Raw genomic sequence first — 16,532 nt, 5'->3', positions numbered from 1 at the left:
TTGGATGTGAAGAAGCTGATTCCTTAAGGGTTCAGCTTCTTTTTCAACCTATCCCCTACATGATTAGGGAAATCCCGCCATCAACAATAATGGTCTGGCCACAAATCATACTGGATTGATCAGAAAGAAGGAACATTACGGTATTCGCCAGATCCCTAGGCTCGACCACACGTCCCGCCGGCGTTTTTTCCTTTGCTTCTTTCAGGATCGCTTCACGATTAGGGAAATGCTTTAGGGCATCCGTATCCACAGCCCCGCCGGAAACAGCATTCACTGCGATGTTTTTAGGGGCCAGCTCAACCGCCAAATACCGTGTCAAGGCTTCCACAGCCGCCTTTGATACGCCGACTGCCGTATAATTTTCCAATGCTCGAATAGAACCCAAGCTCGATAAGCTAACGATCTTTCCTCCGCCATTCCTCTCCATTAGCTTCGCGGCTTCTTGTGCGCAGAACAGCAGCGCACGGCTATTTATGTTCATCGTCCAGTCCCAATGAGATTCCTCAAGCTCCATGATTGGACGAAGCACACCAGAAGCTGCATTGCTCACAAAGTAGTCCAAACGTCCAAAATGCTCATCAATCTCTTTAAACATGTCTTTTATTTTTTCTGTATCCCCGACGTTCCCCTTTACGAGTAATACTTTAACCCCTTTGGCTTCTAGTTCCCGTGCGGTTTCTGCCGCTGCAGTGCGATTACGCAAATAATTAATAACAAGATGGCAGCCTTGATCGGCAAGCATATGGGCGATTTCTTTGCCGATACCTCTTGATCCCCCGGTTATAAGGGCTACTTTACCTTCAAATGACATGTCCAAACTCCTCTTTTTAGTACTAGGTGCTAACTATTTCCTTTCATTATATTTCAATTTGTTCTGAATGAAAATCCTTTAATATTACCATCCTATTATAGGATGCAATGGAAAGGAGGGACTTTATGTACCAAGAACGTCATATGGGTCAACTAGAGGATGTTCCTATCAATGAATGGACACTGAATGAGCTTGCCTTCCACCATCATGTTATGGCTCAAATGGGCGGATTTTTAAATACCGAAGGCGTTAGCTTTCATCATACGATCATTAATGAAATCGAACGGCGAGGGGGATTGCGCGGCTTACCGCCAAGCTAGAGGGTTTCCCTTTTGATACTTTTTTGTTGATTTAGTCTGTGAAATTAACTATAATAAAATTTGGAAGACCATACATATGGAGGAGGAAATTAACATGGCTAAGTATGAATTACCTGCATTGCCTTATGCTGCAAATGCCCTAGAACCACATATCGACGAGCAAACAATGAACATTCACCATGGACGTCATCACGCTACTTACGTTAATAACGTAAACGCTGCATTGGAAGGGCATGATGATCTTTCCAGCAAGAGCATCGAAGAATTGATTTCTAACATGGATGCTATTCCTGAAAACATTCGTACAGCCGTACGCAATAATGGCGGCGGACATGCTAACCACTCTCTATTCTGGCAAATCCTCAGCCCAAATGGCGGCGGAGCACCTGCTGGAGAATTAGCTGACGCTATCAACAATGCGTTCGGAAGCTTCGATAGCTTCAAGGAAGAGTTTGCTAAAGCTGCTACTACACGCTTTGGTTCCGGTTGGGCATGGCTAGTGGTTGACAATGGCAGCCTAGCTGTTACAAGCACTCCTAACCAAGACAGCCCTCTTATGGAAGGCAAGACTCCGATCCTTGGCTTGGATGTATGGGAGCATGCATACTACCTAAAGTATCAAAACAAGCGTCCTGATTACATCGGAGCTTTCTGGAACGTTGTAAACTGGGATGAAGTTAGCAAGCGTTACGCTGCTGCTCGCGCTTAATTTTATAAAAGAAAAAAAGTCTTTCCGATTTCTCGGAAAGACTTTTTTATGTTCCAGACGATACCGCGTATATCTCTTTTTCTTCTTCTACCAATTCTTTAATTGGAGACTTTTTATAACGCCCAATAATCGTACTAGCTATAAAGATTGAAATAGTAGAGATCATCGCATTGATCCATCCTACTAAAGCTGCCGCACACAAAACAATAGCCAAATCACAAAGCAAAATAGTAATTCCCCTATTAATCTTCACTCGATCATCCAGATACAAAGCAAGAATATGAATTCCTCCAAGCGATGAACCATTGTTTAAAACAAAAGTCACGCCTATTCCGATTAGCAGCCCTGCCACCGCAGATCCTAGAATCATATTATTTACTTCTGGAAAAGCCATTACATCCAATACATCACGAATAATTGAAATACCTGTGATGGATAACAAACTTGAAATGGTGAACCACTTGCCTAGCTTTCGATATGAAATAATAAAGAAGGGCAAGTTTACGATAAAGAACCAAAGCCCCCATGAGCTTTCCGTAACAAAAGTAATAATACTCGCAATTCCCGCTGTTCCCCCAAATGTCAAATGGCTAACGGAAAGCACCTTAATTCCCAACGAAGTTAAAAAAAGCCCCATGACAATAAAAAAGAGGCGTTTCATCCAATCAGCCATATTTCATTCCCTCCGTCTCCAACCATTCTCACACCCACTAGCTTATAACAATGCCACCTAACGGTCAATACATAAAAATGTATTTTTATTCATTGAAAAAGTAAAAAAATTGGGCTTGTACATGTACAGATTGGTTGTGGGAGAAAGAACCCTGCTACTCTCGCAACAGGGTTCCCAAATCTGCTAATCAATCATAACATTAGAATACAGCAGTGCCCTTTCCGCCTTTCTCTGTATGGCTTCAGCCTCCTTGCGCGGACTGCTGTCCTGAGCCACTGCTATGAATACAGGTGCCTCCCCTTTTTCGGAAATAAGCTGGATCCTCACATCCACGGGGTAATAAGAACCCGTCTTCCTCTTGTGGTTGGTATCAAATCGAACAAACTCTTTTTCTCCAGAGAGAATTGAATCTAGCATGAATTGAAAATCTTCCTCTGAAAACTTAGGCCATAATCCAATCGGGGAAACCTTAGCCATTTCCTCCATACTATATCCTAATTGCCTTATCGCTGTCTGATTCATATATAAGAATTGCGATGGAAAGGAAGAGAAAATATAAATTTCAAAGATCGTATCGTTTAAGATCTTTTTCTGCCATACCTCACTGATTTCATGCTTAGTGATCTCCCGTACAATCCCTATAAAAGAACTGTCTCCGCCTTCGGAGGATTCAACAACGGTAATGGTTAACGGAAATAATGACCCATTTTTCCTTTTGCCCACTGATTTTTTTCCCACTTCACTAATACTTGCCTTCGAATTTATGGATGAATCTCCGAACAGCTCCGGGATCAGCAAAGAAACATGTTCGCCGATAATCCCTTCCCCTGCGTAACCAAACAAATTTCTTGCCGCTGGATTAATGAAGGACAAAATACCTTTATTGTCCATAATAATAATGCTGTCGGATACGAAGTTCATTACGGATCCGATAATGCCATCGTGCATTTTTTCATACCTCCCCCATACCCGGCTTATACAGCTTCTATCTTGACTGATTAGGAGAACTCTTTGATTTGATTTAATATTTTTTGGTAGGACACAGGAAAGGTATACTGATCCAACTCATCCCATCCAATCCAGCGCCCCTGTTGTCCCTCCCTATCACTCTCAAAACGATAGGAATAAATCTCCATCTGCCACTGCAAGTGGGAAAAGGTATGCTGATGATGAAATAAATAGGCCCCTTCAGAAACGTCCAAACCATGCTCATTTCTCAAGTGGTATTCTAGGAATTCCTGTGTCCCTTCTTGGCTAGGCAGCTCCCATAAGCCCGCTAATAAGCCTTGTTCGGGACGCTTGCGGATAAAAAACAAATCCTCTTTCATAATAAAAGCTACAGTCAATTGAACTGGCTTTGGAGGCTTGGCCTTACCTTTGACTGGCAAGTGGCTTTGTAAACCTTCCACTTGGGCCTTGCAGTGCATTTTCACTGGGCATTGATCACACTTGGGGGATTTTGGGGTACAGATGAGGGCCCCTAGCTCCATTAAGGCTTGGTTAAAATAAGAGGGATTTTCCTTTGCAATCAAAGATCGAATAATCATTTCGAATCGCTTTCGCGTCTTTACTTTTTGAATGTCTTCCTCGATTAGAAGCAATCTTGATAATACTCGCATCACATTGCCATCGACGGCGGGTTCAGGCTTGCCATAGGCAATGCTTAATATAGCTCCTGCGGTATACGGGCCGACCCCTTTAATTTTACTGATCTCTTCCGGAGAATCAGGGACAACTCCTCCGTAAGCGGCGCTTACTTCCCTAACTCCAGCATGCAGATTCCTCGCCCTTGAATAGTAGCCCAATCCTTCCCATAGCTTTAATACTTCATCTTCATGAGCCTCGGCTAAGTCCTCTAAAGTCGGAAATCGTTCCAAAAATCGTTGAAAGTAGGGAATCACCGTATCCACCCTTGTTTGCTGCAGCATAATTTCGGAAACCCAAATCTTATAGGGATCCCGATCCTGTCGCCAAGGAAGGTCTCTTAAGTTCCGTTCGAACCAATAAAGAAGGTTGTGTTGAAAATCTGTGATGTTAAATCCTTCTAGCATTCTACTCCAGCTCCTTAAATGCCCACATATGAATTTTATCCTTGCCTCCCTGCACCCAGTCTGCAATCATGGGATCCTTCTCGCAACGCAGGTGTTTAAGCCGTTCATATTCCTCTAAGGTCTCCACATCGAACATTTCGACAAATAGCAAAGGCTGGTCCGTCCCCTCAAAATGCTGATAGTTCACGACACTTTGCTCGTTTATCATTCGCTCTCGGACGGCCTTCATTGTTTTCAGGTACTCGTGGATACCCTTTTCACTAATTTTATACTCTATAAATATTTTAAACATAGCCCTTCCTCCTGCCTAGTGAAGAAATACAAAAAGTGACACCCCTTATTTAGGCAGCATCACTTTCTTGTTTTTCCTACTTCATTTTAAAGTTCTTATTTTTTTGCATGCTCTTCATCGCACGGGACGCCTGAGAAATTTGCTTTTGGTTCAAGTTCATTCCCATTGACTTTGCCATTGCCATAAGTTGCTTCTCGTCCATCTGCATATTGGTCATTTGGTGCTTTAAATAGTAGATGCCTCCGAAAAAGCCCCCTACTAAGCCCAAAATAAGTGTAAGAATAGGGATAATATAACTCCACATGTCTTTCGACCCTTTCTAAAGTAAAATCCAGTTTCTTAGCTTATTATTCTAACATAAGTTTAAGACATATGATTTAGAGATTTCGCTTTCGATTGGGAAAGCCTCCTCTGAAACCATAGCACCAGTCCGGTTATGCCTAGACCGAATACGATTCCTCCCAGAACGTCGCTAACAAAATGAACCCCTAAATAAACTCGCGAAATAGCGATCAGACAAGCTAAGAGCAAGGCGAATATCCCGACTCGCGGCATTAGCGCATAAAGGATGCCTGCAGAGCTAAAAGCAACTAAGGTGTGTCCGGAAGGAAAAGAATAGGATGTTGGCATTTCAACCAGCAATACCGAAGGATCAGCATATACAGGACGAGGAACCTGAAATAGGTTCTTCAACAATTCCTGCGCTATCCCCGCAATGAAAATTCCTAAAAGCAAATACCAGCCTGCTGGTCTCCAGGATTTGTTCAATAGAAGGATGAATCCTGCTCCAATCCACAGCATGCCCCCATTGCCTGCTGTACTCAGGCCGACCATGATCCAATCCGCTAGAGTGTTCATTCCGGCAGCACCTTACCGGGGTTTAAGATATTATTCGGATCCAAGACCAGCTTCATTTGCTTCATGACGTCCACAGCCTCACCGTGCTCCTGCCGTTGGTATTTCCGCTTGCCAATCCCCACACCATGCTCCCCTGTACATGTTCCTCCTCGCTTTAAGGCAAACTCCACGATCCCTGCATTGACCTTTTCCGCGCGTTCGACCTCTTGAGAATCTGCTTCATCGATGATGACCAAGGTATGGAAATTCCCATCGCCGATATGCCCTACGACGCAGCCATCCAGCCCTGATTCATCAATCAGCTGTCCGGCATGCGTAACGGCGTCCGTCAGCTCAGACAAGGGGACGCACACATCTGTCAGCATCATCTTTTTTCCCGGATTGCCATGAATGTAAGCATAGGCCAGATTATGCCGAGCCTCCCATAGCTGAGCCCTCCTTAGAGAGTCCGTTTCAAACTTAAACTCTTCACAACGCTGCTCCATCGCAAGCTGTTCCGCAAATTCAGCATCCTGCTTAAGTCCCGCATCGTTTCCATGGAACTCCAGAAATAAGGTTGGCTTTTCCGGATAGTCAGTTCCGCTATGCTTGTTTGCCTGACGGATTGATCGCGCATCGACGAGCTCGATACGGGCAACTGGAATACCTGCCGAGAGAATCGAAACCGCCGCATCGACAGCTTCTTTCACACTAGGAAAAGCAGCTCTTGCTGCCATTATGACTTCAGGGATTCCGTAGACCTTTAGGGTAAGCTCTGTAAATACTCCCAAAGTTCCCTCGGATCCTACAAACAAGCCATTTAGATGATAGCCGGAAGAAGACTTAGCAGACATTCCCCCCGTATGAATAATTCTGCCGTCAGCTAATACCACCTCCAGGTCTCGAACCTGGTCCCGCATAACGCCATAGCGTACCGAGGTCGTTCCACTGGCATTAGTTGCAGCCATTCCGCCTAATGTCGCATCTGCACCCGGATCGACAGTGAAAAATAAGCCGTGCTTTTTAAGCTCCTTGTTTAACTGGTTGCGGGTAACCCCTGGCTGCACCCGAACGAGAAAATCATAGGGACGCACCTCTATAATGCTGTTCATGAGTTGAAAATCCATTGAGATGCCCCCTTCATAGGGGATAACCGCACCTTCTAGGCTCGAGCCCACCCCAAATGGGACAACAGGAATCGGATGCTCGTTGGCATATTGAAGGATCTGGCTGACCTCCTGGGCATTTTTCGGATAGGCCACAACGTCCGGCAAGTGCGGATGATGGAGCGATTCATCTTTGCTGTGTAGTTCTAAGGCCGTAGGATTGGCCGTTACTTGTTCATCTGCCAAGAACTTTCTTAATCCCTCTACTATATTCATATTGCCTTCTGCACCTTTCTGCTTACTTGTGGAAGTTTTTTTTCTATCATACCACTTTCGCAGAGGATTGGGCAGATTCACAATATAGAAAACACGATCCGTCGCCACCTTTTCTTCGTCCCATCCCCTATTTTTAATGATTTACATTTATTCCAAGACTAGTGTATCCCGATTTTAGTCAGGATAATTTTAAGGAAGGGGTGGAAGAATAAGGATGATAATGACTAGGCAGGGAATAATTCATGAAAGGAGGCTGGTTTTCCTTTATTGTCGGTTCTTTTTCTGGCGCCTTGCTTGCTATTATTTTCACAGGAATTGTAGGACTCTTATTTATGAGACCGCTCATTCAGCTATTCATGGGATTATTCGTGAAGCGAATCATGTCTGATCGCTATCCGGAAAACATCTGGGAAATGGTCAGCGCGATTACGAGGACTCCCCCAACCGCTGTGGTCGAAAACAGCTTACGTGCAGCATCGGGAAAAGTTATCGAGAGACCTTTTGGCAGCCCAAGAAAATTTCTTCACTTTGACGGACTTATTTTTTCTCCAGCACAATTATCCGTACTGCCTGCAAATGAGGAAGCCCCCGTGGAGCTAAAGATTACCATTGGTCCAGCAGCAAAAAAGCCTCTTACGTTAGATATTCCAATTATGTTAGGTGCCTGGGGATATGGGATTGGAGTATCCGAAAAATTAAAAATCACTGCAGCCAAAGCTACCGCAGCCGTTGGAACAGCCACAAATACTGGGGAAGGTCTCCTCTTGCCTGAAGACCGCGAACTAAGCAAATATCTCATTATGCAATATAGCTCAGGTCCCTGGTCCAGTTATTTTATCCAGGCAGCTTAACAGAGGAATTTGATGAAAACTTAGCAGCTACTCATTTGGAGAATTTCTTTAACGCTTATGTTGAGGAAATCGAGATTGCCATTCGCGCATTGGGCAAGACTTCTCTTCATGAGGTAACAAAGGATGACCTAGTGGCTCTTGACGAGATGACGAGCAAAGTCACAAAAGTACCCCTTGCCTATGAGGCACAGGCAGCTGAACTAGAGCTTGCCGATCAGGGGAAGAAAAAATGGATGAAGAAACTGTTCTTCACAAGGGGTTAGTTTGAGGTATAAAGAAAGATAAGGGAAAAACTTCCCTTATCTCTAAAAATAATGCATCTATTTCAAAAAGGTGAATCCTTCTACTCCGGTATCGAGCGTGCGAAAAGTAAAGCCCTCATCCTTCAAAAGCTGGATGATGCTAGGCAATGCCTTCACGGTGTTCAATTTCGTTGCAGTATCATGGCTCAACACCACAACTTCTTTTTTATTTTTCGCTCCTTCCTTTACTCGTTGAAGGGCACTTTCCGGGGTATAGCCCGTTGGTGAGGCATCTCCAAGACTGACATTCCAATCGAAGTAAGTAAGCCCTCGTTTCATGGACTCTTTAACAATATCATTCATGACCCATTGATTTTTCCCATACAGATTAGGATCTTGGGCATTTTTGCTTACACTATTATTGCTGCCTCCAGGAAACCGGAAGAACGCGGGCTTCACTCCTATCACACGCTCAATCGTCTTGTTTCCCTCATTAAGGTCTTGAAAGAATCCTTCGACATTATGGTAGATTTTATTATAGTTATGGGAAAACGTATGCCCTGCCACCACATGCCCTTCTGCATTCATCCTCTTCAATTGTTGTTCGTGCCCTTTTATGTTTTTACCGATAACAAAGAAAGTTGCCTTGACTTGATGCTCTTTCAGGATATCCAATACTTGACCAGTTAAGCCCGAGGGACCATCATCAAAGGTCAGATAAGCGACTTTGCCTGCAGTCGGTTTAATGGCTTTAGGCTTGGGCTGAGGGGCTGGAGGCCGCGGCAATTTAACCTGGATTTCTAAATCCGCCGTCGTAATCTGAACCACATTTCCAACGGTTTGCTGCTTGCTTTTTTCCAGCCATGGAACGAAACGGGCAGGCATATAAGCAATGCCCTTTTCCATAAAAGGATCGATATCCGCAGGAATGAGGACACCATTCACCCATACAGGCATAGGGTTATAGCTTTCATCAAAAACAACCTTTTTGTCTGGTTTTATGGCGCTGATCTTTCGACTGGCTGGATCATATTCTACGGTATAGCCCAGCTGAGTCAAGACGGTTTGGATAGGTACATAGGACTTTTTGTCCCTGACCACGCCTCCGTCCAGAATGACTTTTTGTACTTGTGGAGCAGAAGGTTCGCTTGGGTAGATTAAGTACTTTTCGCGTTCCTCTTTAAAATCTATCAGGGCTTGCGCATAACTGGCCTCAATCTGCTGAGGAGACAGCCCTTGCTTAAGATATTGCCCGATCTTATTTGTGCCCATTATTTTATCGAACATGACGGTTGTTTTTCCACTCGTTGGCACCTCAAATCGGGTTAATTGTTGGGCATAAGCCAAAGCATAGATTCCCGACTTGGCCGGATTAAAGGTATACGGGTCGGTAACTTCTATTCTTACGCCACCCTGGTCCCCCATATCCTCTGGTATAAAATGAACACCAGGCAGACCTGCACTGTTAAGCAGCTCCGCATAACGATTGGAAGGTACCCCTTTACCGCCGATCCAGCTGAATTTATCCCTCTGGACAATCCCCGTTCCTTCTCCGAGACCGGTAGCCATATAACCCATTACAGATTTTAGATCGGGTATATTAGGAGAAGTCGGAATCCATGGCAAGCCTGTATCCTGGAACAGCATAGTACGAGAATAACCTTCCATCGGAACTACGATCAGTTCAGTTCCTATCGAGCGATTGAAAAATTGAGCTAGCTCACCCACCGTCATTCCATGTGCCATTGGCAGCGTATCAATTCCCACAAAGGACTTGTAAGGATCCTCCAATACCGGACCATCTACAATTTCCCCGCCCAAGGGATTCGGACGATCTAGCACAACAAGAGGAACTCTCTTCTTTTGTGCCGCGATCATTGAATAATTCAAAGTTGATATATACGTGTAGGTGCGCGCACCAATGTCTTGGATATCGAAGAGCAGCACATCGATGCCTTCCAGCATGTCATCCGTCGGCATGCGCGTCTTGCCGTACAAGCTAAACACGGGTAAGGATAAAGTCGGGTCAATATAGGATTCTACATATTCTCCGGCTTTCGCTTTACCATCCACGCCATGTTCCGGGGCATAAATCGCTGCAAGTTCAGCGGAGGGATATTCATGCAACACATCTATCATTCGCTTGCCCTCACTGTTTACACCCGTTTGATTGGTAATTAGGCCGACTCTTTTCCCGTCAATCAAATGAGAGTATTTTTCTAACAGCAGATCATTTCCTAGCCTCAGTTTGGTTTCTGTTTCTGCCTTAGCATCTAGCTGAAATCCAAAAAGGAAGATCAATATGGCCACTAAACCGCGTAGAGTAATTCCCATCATTTCCCCTCTTCCATTTCTAGTCTACTTAGTTAGACGTGTTAAGCGAAGCGATAGTTTCTCTTTTTTTCCATAAATAAAAATCCACGCAAAGTCTAACAATAGGTTTGGATGGGAATCCACCAATACTGGGAAAGAGGTGCTATATGAAAAAGATAGCTACTTTGTTTTCCGTTATGGCTTTAAGTGCCATGGTGACTGCATGTGGTACGGCAGGGACTAATAATCTCAATGACCCACGCGCAATGAATCTCGACAACCGTAATGTCTATGACGTCAATTACCACGATGTGGATGACGTATATGATGGAGGGCGCAACAGAACCTTCTACATGAACCGGACCGGTGATTCTCCGTTCGTAAATGATCGGGAAGCCACGGATAACGACCGTAGAATCTTTGGCGGAGACCGCGATGACTGGATTTTTGATGATGAAGAGATAACCCAAAGAACCCGTACGATGAACCGCTAACCCATCCAATAACAATAAAAAGGGGCTGAGCCCTAAGGGCCACTTTTACGTGCCCTTGGGTCAGCCCCTTTTTTCCATACTGTCAGAATTATAACTGCGTAATATTATTAGGACAGCACGAGGAAAACTTGTAGACGCAGACTAAAGCATGGTGTCATCCAAGTTTTCTAGTCTTACGCTGTCGTCATTTTCCATTCATGAAGCTCTAGACGGCGAGCTCCTTTTACTACGTATGGATCGTTTTCTGCCAGCTCTTTCGCTTCTTCTAACGAATCGGCAGAGTAAATGACTAAGCCGCCAGCTCCATCGACAAAAGGACCTTTTGCGTTGACCTTCCCCTGCTTCTCTAGTTCTTCAAGATACTCTAAGTGTTGCGGACGAAACTCCTGATTTTTTTCTGCATCTTGCATATAAAGAATTGCTGCGAAATAAGCCATGTTGTTTTACTCCCCTTATTTATTTAACATATGAAAGACTTGTTCAACATCCTTGTCTCCGCGACCGGAGATATTTACGATGATAATTTGATCCTTGGACATGGCAGGCGCCAGCTTAAGCGCATGAGCGACCGCATGGGCACTTTCCAAAGCAGGAATGATTCCCTCTGTTTTAGACAGAACCTGGAAAGCTTCAAGGACCTCTTCGTTACTTACCGTGTAGTATTCCGCCCGGCCCGATTCCTTCAGGTGGCTGTGTTCTGGCCCGATACCGGGATAATCCAACCCTGCTGCAATAGAATACGTTGGTTTAGGATTTCCTTGTTCATCCAGTAACACCAAGCACTTGAAGCCATGGATAACCGCAGGAACCCCCTCTGTCAAGGTTGGAGCTTGATCGGGCTCAACGCCAATCAACCGGACGCTTGGCTCTTCAATGTAATGGGCAAACGATCCAATGGCATTGCTTCCCCCGCCGACGCTAGCAATAACCGCATCCGGCAAGCGGCCTTCCTTCTCCAAAATCTGCCGTTTGGATTCTTCACTGATAATCGACTGGAAGTGCTTTACCATGGTAGGGAATGGATGAGGGCCTACCGCAGAACCTAACAAGTAAAACGTATTTTTGTAGTTCTGGACGAGATCGCCGAGCGCCTCGTCTACAGCGTCCTTAAGACGCCCTTGTCCCTTATCGACAGCAACCACTTTCGCTCCCAATAGCTCCATCCGGAATACGTTCAAGGCTTGTCTTCTAGTATCTTCTGCGCCCATATAAATTACGCAGTCCATACCAAACATGGCACAAACGGTCGCTGTGGCCACTCCGTGCTGACCCGCACCTGTTTCAGCAATAATCCGCTTGGCACCCATGCGCTTGGCAAGCAGAATCTGCCCCAGCACATTGTTGATTTTGTGAGAGCCGGTATGATTTAAATCTTCGCGTTTCAAATAGATCTTCGCTCCGCCAAGCTTCTCAGTGAGATGCTTGGCAAAGGTCAAAGGATTTTCTCTTCCCACATATTCCCGAAGATAATATTTGAACTCCTCATTAAATTCCGAGTCATCCTTATACTTATTGAATTGGTCAGCCAAGTAGTCCATCACTTCCTGCAATTCAGGCGGAATAAAGCTACCTCCAAATTGCCCGAAGTATCCTTTTTCTTCTGCGATGCTCATCTCAAAGCCTCCTCAACTCTTCTATTCAAAATTGTCTTCATTATACCATCTATCCACCAAAAATAGGAATAAGCAGATGGATTTCATCCTGATCCTGCACTAGATAATCTTCATTGATAATATGATTATTAACGACAACGAGAGCTTCATGATCCCAAGCCACGCCAAGAGTTTCCATGAAGGCGGAAATTCTCTGAGGACCGGCTAATTCATACTCCCCCGTCAACTCCGTCTTGCCTATAATGTTTGAAACTACTTTAACCTTCATTAATATCCTTCCACGCCTATCGTATCCAGTTCTTCATCGGGCACATCAAATTTTGTCTTGCTGGCCGGGTTTTCATCCAGGTAGAAATGTTCTGGGAGTCGATCGTGTGCCTTGGAAAAGCCGGCTGAACGATTAAAAGCATGCTCTTTGCGAATCGTATTCTTTGCCAACTCCACAATATCTTCTGCTGTTGTAGGCACTCCTGTATATCCAGTCACTAGATCTGCAAGGACTTCATATCGTCCGGCTACAGCCGATGCCCCAAAATAACACAGCCCCAACACATCATAGATCGTATTGACGACCTGGGCTCCTTTCGATGCCTTCACCTGTCCTTCAGCTTCAGCATGGTTAACCTGCGCTCGTATGGTCTGTCCAGCAGTATGGTCGGCTCCTTGCGGGGATGTAGCATAAGTAACCCCTAGTCCCTTGATCGCTCTAGGGTCATAAGCTGGCATAGCTTGTCCTTTAACAACTGGAACCTTTCGGACCCCATACACTTTACCGACTAATTCTGCTCCTCCGCCAATGATCCGGCCAAGCGGAGTTCCTTTGCCGACTTCCTCCAACAAACGAGCTGCACCTTCGTGATCGCCAAAGGAAAGCAGCCCCGCTTCCATCGCTACACCAAGTGCCGCTCCCGTTTCAATCGTATCTACGGCGTATTCATTGCACAGACGGTTCAATTCAACTACAGCGTCCATATCCGCAATCCCTAAGTTAGAACCCAAGAGCCCGATATTTTCATATTCGATAGGGGAAGTCACCATTTTCCCTTCAGTGTCTACATAGATATTCGAGCATCGAATAGCGCATCCCGGCATACAGGCATGCGTCGGCGTCCCTTCTCCACCCCTCTCTAATATGGTTTCCCTCATCTTCTCTCCACTGATATTCTCATGACCTTCAAAGCTGCCTGTCGAGAAATTACGGGTTGGCAATGCACCCAGCTTGTTTGTCGTTCTTACCATCCCAGCTGTTCCCAACTCAGGAAACACCTTGCTGGTCGCAGGAGATTCTCGAAGCCATTCCGTATAAGTCCGTAGGGCCTGCTTAAACTTTTCCGGATCTTTTGGCTTATTTCTAGAAATCCCGCTATCATCAAATATGACGGCCTTGATCCCCTTCGAACCAGCTACGGCCCCTAATCCTCCCCGACCATAAAAGCGCGTAGGATTCTTGTCCTTGTCCCCATTGGCAATCGCTGCTGTAAGCATTTTCATTTCACCCGAAACACCGATCATATAAAATCCGATATGCTTTCCATATTTCTCATACAGGTAAGAGGCAGCTTCGCTTAACGGCTTGCCCAATAGCTCTTTTGCCGAATCAAAACGTACACCGTCCTTGTTGATGTAAACCACTTGAAAGTCATCTCGTATCCCTTCAAAAATAATCGCTCTGAGTCCTAATCTTCCCATCTGTAGACCGGCGGTTCCCCCTGCATTACTCTCCTTAATGCCGCCAGTCAGAGGGCTTTTCCCGCCCATAGAGCTTCTTTCCGCACTGGATGCTAAAGAGCCTGTAAGCACTCCATTGGAAATCACGAGCTTATTGTTCGGTCCTAATGGATGACATGTTCCGGGTACTTCATCATGGACGATTTGTGACGTTAGCGCTCTCCCACCAAGCAATAGATGCTCATCCGCAAGTGATTCATACTGATATTCCAGCTTCCCCATTTTAATTCTTAGGATATTCAATTTCGTCACCTCTCCATTTTGTTTTTTTCTCTTCCATCATACTACAATTATTTATATTTTTTCATAATAAAACACTCTTCGCTTTTCCGCGTTAGATTATCTAACATAATTCATAGAATTTAACCCCCTCTCGGATATAATGTAGAGAAGAAATATTACATTTACAATTCAATCCATGTTTGGAGAGAAAGGAGTGGACAAATGATGTCTCTAATCAGCCATATTTTTCATTTGCAAACCTTAAAGGATGAATTAATCGAAAAGCAAAAGCTTCCTTCTACCACTTACTCCCAAATGTTGGAAATTAATCATAGATTACGGCTTATTAATCTGCAAATACAGGAGCTAAGAGGGTTGCAGTATAGTAAAAAATAAACGTTCAAACACAGGAGAGAACCCTGTGTTTTTTTGTGTTGCTAATTCTTGTTCTAAACAAGTTGTCCCTAAAAATAAGATGATTACTAATGAAGAACGAGGAGGATTGCCCATGTATTCTACACGGAAAAAGTGGTTTCCCTATAGCAGTCCTTTAGACCCCTGCCCCCCATTAAAGGTCAAAACGTATGAAACGCCACCGCAATTGTATATGGGATTCCAGCCCTATAACCTTCCCCAATTCAATCCATTCGAGGCACTTCGGCACGGGACGCTTTGGCCTGCCCTATATGCCCCTTATACGAACCCTTACAAAGACATGGGATTACGTGAGGAGGATCCTTCATGAGTGAGGAAAGAAAGCTGACCGAAGACCAAAAAAAACAATATTATGAGCTTCTTTACGAAATGCAAGCGATCGATTTTGTCCTAGTAGAGCTTACGCTCTACCTGGATACCCATCCCCAGGATCACAAAGCCATTAACCAGTATAATGAATGCGTACAAAAAAGCATGGCCATAAAAGCAAAATTCCAATCGATGTTTGGACCTCTTTATCATTTCGGAAACAGCTACTCTACGTATCCTTGGACATGGGATTCTGCGCCATGGCCTTGGCAAGTTTAAGTCGCAAAGGAGGGTGAAGCCATGTGGATCTATGAAAAGAAGTTGCAGTATCCAGTCCGTGTCAGTAAGTGCGACCCGCGGATGGCTAAGTTTCTCATTGAGCAATACGGCGGTGCAGATGGTGAATTAGCCGCTGCCTTGCGCTATTTGAACCAACGCTATACTGTACCGGATAAAGTCATTGGGTTATTGAACGATATTGGTACAGAGGAGTTTGCTCATCTGGAAATGATCGCAACGATGGTCTATAAATTGACGAAAGACGCCACCCCCGAACAATTGAAGGCTGCCGGATTAGGGGAACACTATGCGAATCATGACAAGGCCCTTTTTTATCATAATGCCGGGGGTGTTCCCTGGACAGCTACTTACATACAAGCGAAGGGCGATCCGATTGCCGACTTGTATGAAGATATTGCCGCCGAGGAAAAGGCTCGCGCAACTTACCAATGGCTCATTGATTTGACGGATGACGTCGATCTTAAAGACAGCCTAAGCTTTCTTCGCGAGCGAGAGATTGTCCATTCCCAGCGATTCCGTGAAGCCGTCGAAATCTTAAAAGCAGAGCGGCAGCAGAAAAAAGTATTCTAGATATCAGACGCCTTGCCATTATGGCAGGGCGTTTTTTTGTGAGCTATGTTATGATAAGAATAATACAAAATATGGGAGGATAAACATGCGAATATTAGTCGTTGGAAAAGGAGCCGTGGGAGGATACTTCGGAGGTCGACTGCAAGAAGCCGGAGCCGATGTAACCTTTCTTGTCCGAAGGAAGTCCGATCATTTATCTGTCCGCAGCCTTCATGGCGATATGGAGCTAAAGATTAAAAGCATTGTATCAGGAGAGTTTGCGGAGCCTTTTGATTTAGTCTTACTTTCAACCAAAGCCTATCACTTAGAACAGGCGATACAAGACTTAAACCCGAATTTCGAAAGTAACCTGATATCAATCTAATGAAAAAAGTGCCCAG

Annotated in this window: 21 protein-coding genes and 1 pseudogene; 9 read left to right on the top strand and 13 right to left on the bottom strand. The window is 44.8% G+C overall.

What is annotated here, in order from left to right; translation table 11 throughout:
• Nucleotides 1–55 precede the first annotated feature (55 nt).
• Complete coding sequence (fabL, locus tag ABLT31_RS17775) at nucleotides 56–811, bottom strand: enoyl-[acyl-carrier-protein] reductase FabL (protein WP_367754015.1); 756 nt, start codon at nucleotides 809–811, stop codon at nucleotides 56–58.
• Nucleotides 812–936: 125 nt separating this feature from the next.
• Here fabL and ABLT31_RS17770 point away from each other — a divergent pair, with 125 nt between their 5' ends.
• Together ABLT31_RS17770 and ABLT31_RS17765 are read left to right on the top strand one after the other, a co-directional pair.
• Nucleotides 937–1,131, top strand: coding sequence for a hypothetical protein (locus tag ABLT31_RS17770; protein ID WP_367754013.1), 195 nt, complete (start codon nucleotides 937–939; stop codon nucleotides 1,129–1,131).
• Nucleotides 1,132–1,225: 94 nt separating this feature from the next.
• Nucleotides 1,226–1,840, top strand: a complete 615-nt coding sequence (locus ABLT31_RS17765; RefSeq protein ID WP_367754011.1) for a superoxide dismutase — start codon at nucleotides 1,226–1,228, stop codon at nucleotides 1,838–1,840.
• A 46-nt stretch (nucleotides 1,841–1,886) separates the two neighbouring features.
• Here ABLT31_RS17765 and ABLT31_RS17760 read toward each other — a convergent pair whose 3' ends face one another.
• The 7 genes from ABLT31_RS17760 to ABLT31_RS17730 all read right to left on the bottom strand — a co-directional run bounded on the left by ABLT31_RS17760 (nucleotide 1,887) and on the right by ABLT31_RS17730 (nucleotide 7,075).
• Nucleotides 1,887–2,513: a YitT family protein gene (locus tag ABLT31_RS17760; protein WP_367754009.1), complete on the bottom strand. Its 627-nt coding sequence runs from the start codon at nucleotides 2,511–2,513 to the stop codon at nucleotides 1,887–1,889.
• Nucleotides 2,514–2,696: 183 nt separating this feature from the next.
• Nucleotides 2,697–3,461, bottom strand: a complete 765-nt coding sequence (locus ABLT31_RS17755) for a PAS domain-containing protein (protein ID WP_367754007.1) — start codon at nucleotides 3,459–3,461, stop codon at nucleotides 2,697–2,699.
• A gap of 50 nt (nucleotides 3,462–3,511) precedes the next feature.
• Nucleotides 3,512–4,564 (bottom strand): A/G-specific adenine glycosylase, encoded by a 1,053-nt coding sequence (mutY, locus tag ABLT31_RS17750; protein ID WP_367754005.1) that lies wholly within the window; start codon nucleotides 4,562–4,564, stop codon nucleotides 3,512–3,514.
• 1 nt (nucleotide 4,565) lies between these two features.
• Nucleotides 4,566–4,856, bottom strand: a complete 291-nt coding sequence (locus tag ABLT31_RS17745) for a hypothetical protein (RefSeq protein WP_367754003.1) — start codon at nucleotides 4,854–4,856, stop codon at nucleotides 4,566–4,568.
• A 76-nt stretch (nucleotides 4,857–4,932) separates the two neighbouring features.
• On the bottom strand, nucleotides 4,933–5,160 hold the full coding sequence (locus tag ABLT31_RS17740; RefSeq protein ID WP_367754001.1) for a YneF family protein: 228 nt from the start codon (nucleotides 5,158–5,160) through the stop codon (nucleotides 4,933–4,935).
• Nucleotides 5,161–5,219: 59 nt separating this feature from the next.
• Nucleotides 5,220–5,714, bottom strand: coding sequence for a phosphatase PAP2 family protein (locus ABLT31_RS17735; protein ID WP_367753999.1), 495 nt, complete (start codon nucleotides 5,712–5,714; stop codon nucleotides 5,220–5,222).
• Complete coding sequence (locus ABLT31_RS17730; protein ID WP_367754461.1) at nucleotides 5,711–7,075, bottom strand: FAD-binding oxidoreductase; 1,365 nt, start codon at nucleotides 7,073–7,075, stop codon at nucleotides 5,711–5,713. Before ABLT31_RS17730 ends, ABLT31_RS17735 begins: the two co-directional genes overlap by 4 nt.
• Before the next feature lie 242 nt (nucleotides 7,076–7,317).
• Here ABLT31_RS17730 and ABLT31_RS17725 point away from each other — a divergent pair.
• Nucleotides 7,318–7,902, top strand: a pseudogene (locus tag ABLT31_RS17725) (glutamate synthase-related protein); the annotation flags it as partial.
• A gap of 59 nt (nucleotides 7,903–7,961) precedes the next feature.
• Nucleotides 7,962–8,189 carry a hypothetical protein gene (locus tag ABLT31_RS39025; RefSeq protein ID WP_462976511.1) on the top strand — a complete coding sequence of 76 codons (228 nt, stop codon included), beginning with the start codon at nucleotides 7,962–7,964 and terminating at the stop codon, nucleotides 8,187–8,189.
• Nucleotides 8,190–8,246: 57 nt separating this feature from the next.
• On the opposite strand, the gene ABLT31_RS17720 is transcribed toward ABLT31_RS39025, so the two are convergent.
• Nucleotides 8,247–10,502: an exo-beta-N-acetylmuramidase NamZ domain-containing protein gene (locus ABLT31_RS17720; protein ID WP_367753997.1), complete on the bottom strand. Its 2,256-nt coding sequence runs from the start codon at nucleotides 10,500–10,502 to the stop codon at nucleotides 8,247–8,249.
• A 245-nt stretch (nucleotides 10,503–10,747) separates the two neighbouring features.
• Between ABLT31_RS17720 and ABLT31_RS17715 the strand changes: the two genes are divergently transcribed.
• Complete coding sequence (locus ABLT31_RS17715; RefSeq protein WP_367753995.1) at nucleotides 10,748–10,975, top strand: hypothetical protein; 228 nt, start codon at nucleotides 10,748–10,750, stop codon at nucleotides 10,973–10,975.
• Nucleotides 10,976–11,148: 173 nt separating this feature from the next.
• On the opposite strand, the gene ABLT31_RS17710 is transcribed toward ABLT31_RS17715, so the two are convergent.
• The 4 genes from ABLT31_RS17710 to ABLT31_RS17695 are packed head-to-tail and all read right to left on the bottom strand — an operon-like array spanning nucleotide 11,149 to nucleotide 14,568.
• Nucleotides 11,149–11,412, bottom strand: coding sequence for a YciI family protein (locus tag ABLT31_RS17710; protein ID WP_367753993.1), 264 nt, complete (start codon nucleotides 11,410–11,412; stop codon nucleotides 11,149–11,151).
• 15 nt (nucleotides 11,413–11,427) lie between these two features.
• Complete coding sequence (gene trpB, locus ABLT31_RS17705; protein WP_367753991.1) at nucleotides 11,428–12,588, bottom strand: tryptophan synthase subunit beta; 1,161 nt, start codon at nucleotides 12,586–12,588, stop codon at nucleotides 11,428–11,430.
• Between the two features lie 49 nt (nucleotides 12,589–12,637).
• A complete protein-coding gene (locus ABLT31_RS17700; protein WP_367753989.1) occupies nucleotides 12,638–12,856 on the bottom strand; it encodes a MoaD/ThiS family protein in 219 nt (72 codons plus the stop codon).
• Nucleotides 12,856–14,568, bottom strand: coding sequence for an aldehyde ferredoxin oxidoreductase C-terminal domain-containing protein (locus ABLT31_RS17695; protein ID WP_367753987.1), 1,713 nt, complete (start codon nucleotides 14,566–14,568; stop codon nucleotides 12,856–12,858). The genes ABLT31_RS17700 and ABLT31_RS17695 overlap by 1 nt, the downstream gene beginning before the upstream one ends.
• 478 nt (nucleotides 14,569–15,046) lie before the next feature.
• Between ABLT31_RS17695 and ABLT31_RS17690 the strand changes: the two genes are divergently transcribed.
• From ABLT31_RS17690 to ABLT31_RS17675, 4 genes are all read left to right on the top strand, one after another.
• Nucleotides 15,047–15,283: a spore coat associated protein CotJA gene (locus ABLT31_RS17690; protein ID WP_367753985.1), complete on the top strand. Its 237-nt coding sequence runs from the start codon at nucleotides 15,047–15,049 to the stop codon at nucleotides 15,281–15,283.
• On the top strand, nucleotides 15,280–15,561 hold the full coding sequence (locus tag ABLT31_RS17685) for a spore coat protein CotJB (protein WP_367753983.1): 282 nt from the start codon (nucleotides 15,280–15,282) through the stop codon (nucleotides 15,559–15,561). Before ABLT31_RS17690 ends, ABLT31_RS17685 begins: the two co-directional genes overlap by 4 nt.
• Before the next feature lie 21 nt (nucleotides 15,562–15,582).
• Nucleotides 15,583–16,152: a manganese catalase family protein gene (locus ABLT31_RS17680; protein WP_367753981.1), complete on the top strand. Its 570-nt coding sequence runs from the start codon at nucleotides 15,583–15,585 to the stop codon at nucleotides 16,150–16,152.
• A gap of 85 nt (nucleotides 16,153–16,237) precedes the next feature.
• On the top strand, nucleotides 16,238–16,516 hold the full coding sequence (locus tag ABLT31_RS17675) for a 2-dehydropantoate 2-reductase N-terminal domain-containing protein (protein ID WP_367753979.1): 279 nt from the start codon (nucleotides 16,238–16,240) through the stop codon (nucleotides 16,514–16,516).
• Nucleotides 16,517–16,532 lie beyond the last annotated feature (16 nt).

The organism is Ammoniphilus soli, from assembly GCF_040813775.1.
Note: the sequence above shows the minus strand (reverse complement) of the source record. Positions and strands in the feature narration are given on the sequence as shown.

What these genes read in the sequence shown, in the direction of transcription:
- fabL (WP_367754015.1), bottom strand. Translation starts at nt 811, where the DNA reads ATGTCATTTGAAGGTAAAGTAGCCCTTATAACCGGGGGATCAAGAGGT.
- ABLT31_RS17770 (WP_367754013.1), top strand. Translation starts at nt 937, where the DNA reads ATGTACCAAGAACGTCATATGGGTCAACTAGAGGATGTTCCTATCAAT.
- ABLT31_RS17765 (WP_367754011.1), top strand. Translation starts at nt 1,226, where the DNA reads ATGGCTAAGTATGAATTACCTGCATTGCCTTATGCTGCAAATGCCCTA.
- ABLT31_RS17760 (WP_367754009.1), bottom strand. Translation starts at nt 2,513, where the DNA reads ATGGCTGATTGGATGAAACGCCTCTTTTTTATTGTCATGGGGCTTTTT.
- ABLT31_RS17755 (WP_367754007.1), bottom strand. Translation starts at nt 3,461, where the DNA reads ATGCACGATGGCATTATCGGATCCGTAATGAACTTCGTATCCGACAGC.
- mutY (WP_367754005.1), bottom strand. Translation starts at nt 4,564, where the DNA reads ATGCTAGAAGGATTTAACATCACAGATTTTCAACACAACCTTCTTTAT.
- ABLT31_RS17745 (WP_367754003.1), bottom strand. Translation starts at nt 4,856, where the DNA reads ATGTTTAAAATATTTATAGAGTATAAAATTAGTGAAAAGGGTATCCAC.
- ABLT31_RS17740 (WP_367754001.1), bottom strand. Translation starts at nt 5,160, where the DNA reads ATGTGGAGTTATATTATCCCTATTCTTACACTTATTTTGGGCTTAGTA.
- ABLT31_RS17735 (WP_367753999.1), bottom strand. Translation starts at nt 5,714, where the DNA reads ATGAACACTCTAGCGGATTGGATCATGGTCGGCCTGAGTACAGCAGGC.
- ABLT31_RS17730 (WP_367754461.1), bottom strand. Translation starts at nt 7,075, where the DNA reads ATGAATATAGTAGAGGGATTAAGAAAGTTCTTGGCAGATGAACAAGTA.
- ABLT31_RS17720 (WP_367753997.1), bottom strand. Translation starts at nt 10,502, where the DNA reads ATGGGAATTACTCTACGCGGTTTAGTGGCCATATTGATCTTCCTTTTT.
- ABLT31_RS17715 (WP_367753995.1), top strand. Translation starts at nt 10,748, where the DNA reads ATGAATCTCGACAACCGTAATGTCTATGACGTCAATTACCACGATGTG.
- ABLT31_RS17710 (WP_367753993.1), bottom strand. Translation starts at nt 11,412, where the DNA reads ATGGCTTATTTCGCAGCAATTCTTTATATGCAAGATGCAGAAAAAAAT.
- trpB (WP_367753991.1), bottom strand. Translation starts at nt 12,588, where the DNA reads ATGAGCATCGCAGAAGAAAAAGGATACTTCGGGCAATTTGGAGGTAGC.
- ABLT31_RS17700 (WP_367753989.1), bottom strand. Translation starts at nt 12,856, where the DNA reads ATGAAGGTTAAAGTAGTTTCAAACATTATAGGCAAGACGGAGTTGACG.
- ABLT31_RS17690 (WP_367753985.1), top strand. Translation starts at nt 15,047, where the DNA reads ATGTATTCTACACGGAAAAAGTGGTTTCCCTATAGCAGTCCTTTAGAC.
- ABLT31_RS17685 (WP_367753983.1), top strand. Translation starts at nt 15,280, where the DNA reads ATGAGTGAGGAAAGAAAGCTGACCGAAGACCAAAAAAAACAATATTAT.
- ABLT31_RS17680 (WP_367753981.1), top strand. Translation starts at nt 15,583, where the DNA reads ATGTGGATCTATGAAAAGAAGTTGCAGTATCCAGTCCGTGTCAGTAAG.
- ABLT31_RS17675 (WP_367753979.1), top strand. Translation starts at nt 16,238, where the DNA reads ATGCGAATATTAGTCGTTGGAAAAGGAGCCGTGGGAGGATACTTCGGA.